This window comes from Streptomyces sp. WELS2 (genome assembly GCF_013870595.1).
GTDB lineage: Bacteria > Actinomycetota > Actinomycetes > Streptomycetales > Streptomycetaceae > Streptomyces.
Genome location: NZ_JACBWZ010000959.1, coordinates 1 through 2,161 on the forward strand (window position 1 = coordinate 1; position 2,161 = coordinate 2,161).

Here is a 2,161-nt window from a genome sequence, read left to right on the forward strand (position 1 = left end):
TGCGCTCGTCGTTCGCCCCCGGGGACGCCCGCACGCTGCGCGCCGATGGCCCCGGCTGGTCGCTCGTGGCCCGCACCGACGACATCGCGTTCGTCCTGCTCGACGACGAGCCCGGCGAGGTCCATCCGGTGGGCCGCGGTCCCGAACTGCCGGGCCTGCTGGAAGCGCTCGACAAGATGGCCGTACGTCCGCTGTGAGACCCGCCAGCCGTATGGCACCTGCCGGTCCCGGGAGCACCCGGCCCCGCGCGAAGGCGCGGCACCCTGTGGCACCTGCCGGCCGCTACGGACGCCCCGCCCGCCGGCCGCCCGTCGCGCGCCGGTGCCTCAGTGGCCGAGTTCCTTGCGGGCGACCCGGCGAACCCTGCGCCGCTGCGAGGGGTCCAGGGCGAGGTACGCGACGACCGGCACTCCGACCACGATCAGGAACGCCGCCCACCAAGGCAGCCATATCAGCAGGATCAGCCCGACCGCCACGCCCCCTGCGGCGATCTTCGCGTTCTTGGACATGAGCGTCGCCTCCTTCGCGGCCGCTGCCGCTCTCCGCTCTGGAAAACGACCTCCCGCTCCCGGCCGTTCCGGCCCCGGACCCTGACTCATCCCTGAGACACACCCCTAGTGGCTCTCCCGGTGTTCCGGCCAGGGCCCCTTCGAACAGGTGGTTCGGCGCTCGTACCCGCATTTCCGATGAGCGGCGGTCGCCGGGCCGGTCCGATGAGCCGCGGACGTCGGCCGTTCACCCGCCTGTCGCGCGGTGTTCCTCCAGGCGCCCGATCGTGGCCGCTGCCAACGACCTTGCTCCCAGGAGGCCCGATGTCCCCGACCGCCGCACGTCGCCGCGTCCCCCGTACCGTCGCCACCGGCCTGCCCCTGGCCCTGGCCGCCGTCCTCGTGGCCGCGGGAACGGCCGGGGCGGCGCCGCCCAAGGAGGCCCGTGTCGTCCGCACGGCGACGCTCGGCGAGATCCCGCTCGGCGCGTTCAGCAACGCGCTGCTGCCGGGAAGCGTGGCCGACGACCACGGCGTGCGGCTCGGCGGCATCGGCAGCGACATCTACCCGGCGGGCCGCAAGGGCGAGTACTGGACGGTGACCGACCGCGGGCCCAACGGCCAGATCAAGGTGGACGGCAAGAAGCGCCGTACCTTCCCGGTGCCGGGCTTCGATCCCGCGATCGTGAGAATCCGGGTCTCCAGGGACACCGTGGAGGTCCTCGACGCGATACCGGTCACCACCTCCTCGGGGAAGGCCGTCACCGGGCTGCCCGACCAGCGGGGCCGGGACGAGGCGCCGTACACCTACGACGCGAGGACACCGCTTTCCCACAACCCGAACGGCCTGGACACCGAGGGCATCGTACGGGCCGGGGACGGCAGCTTCTGGCTCGTGGACGAGTACGGGCCGTCCCTCGTGCACGTCTCCGCGCGCGGCAGGGTGCTGGTCCGCTACGTACCCGAGGGGCTGGCCCTGACCGGTACGGACTACCCGGTGGTGGAGGCGCTGCCGTCGGTTCTGCTGCACCGCAAGACCAACCGGGGGTTCGAGGGGCTGGCGCAGCTTCCCGGCGGTGACCTCGTGATGGCGCTGCAGAGCCCGCTCTCCCTGCCGGACGCGGACGCGGGCGACGCCTCGCGCACCACCCGACTGCTGCGCTTCTCGCCGCGCGAGGAGGCCGTCACGGCCGAGTACGCCTACCGTTTCGACCCGGTCGGCATGGTCGACCCGGGCGAGGACGACACCTCGGAGCTGAAGATCTCCTCGGTGGTGGCGGTGGGCCGCGACCGGCTGCTCGTCGAGGAACGCACCGACAAGTCCGCCCGGCTGCAGTTGGTCGGGCTGGGGCGCGGGGCGGACATCCTGGGCGGCCCGTGGGACGACGACGCCACGTCCCCGTCGCTGGAGCAGCTGGACGATCCGGCGTCCGCGGGCGTGCCGGTGCTGTCCAAGCGGCTCGTGGTGGACCTGGGCCGGGTCGCCGGGGTGCCCGGGAAGATCGAGGGCATCGCGCGCGTGGACGACCACACGCTCGCGCTCGTCAACGACAACGACTTCGGGATGACCGACGGGGAAGGTGCGTTCGACGCCCGGGGACGCCTGGTCGACAGCGGTGTCAAGACGACGGTGGTGTACGTCCGTCTGCCCGAGAAGCTGTGACGGTCGCGGGC

2 protein-coding genes and 1 pseudogene are annotated in these 2,161 nt (G+C 72.9%); 2 read left to right on the plus strand and 1 reads right to left on the minus strand.

Translation table 11 applies throughout. The annotated features are described in order from the left end of the window. A pseudogene (locus H5J33_RS32260) lies at window positions 1-197 on the plus strand (hypothetical protein); the annotation flags it as partial. Between the two features lie 129 nt (window positions 198-326). Here H5J33_RS32260 and H5J33_RS32265 read toward each other — a convergent pair. Then, the gene (locus tag H5J33_RS32265; RefSeq protein WP_181798276.1) at window positions 327-509 is read right to left on the minus strand and encodes a hypothetical protein; all 183 of its coding nucleotides are present in this window, start codon (window positions 507-509) and stop codon (window positions 327-329) included. Between the two features lie 303 nt (window positions 510-812). Between H5J33_RS32265 and H5J33_RS32270 the strand changes: the two genes are divergently transcribed. Next, window positions 813-2,150, plus strand: a complete 1,338-nt coding sequence (locus tag H5J33_RS32270; RefSeq protein ID WP_181798277.1) for an esterase-like activity of phytase family protein — start codon at window positions 813-815, stop codon at window positions 2,148-2,150. Window positions 2,151-2,161: the final 11 nt, after the last annotated feature.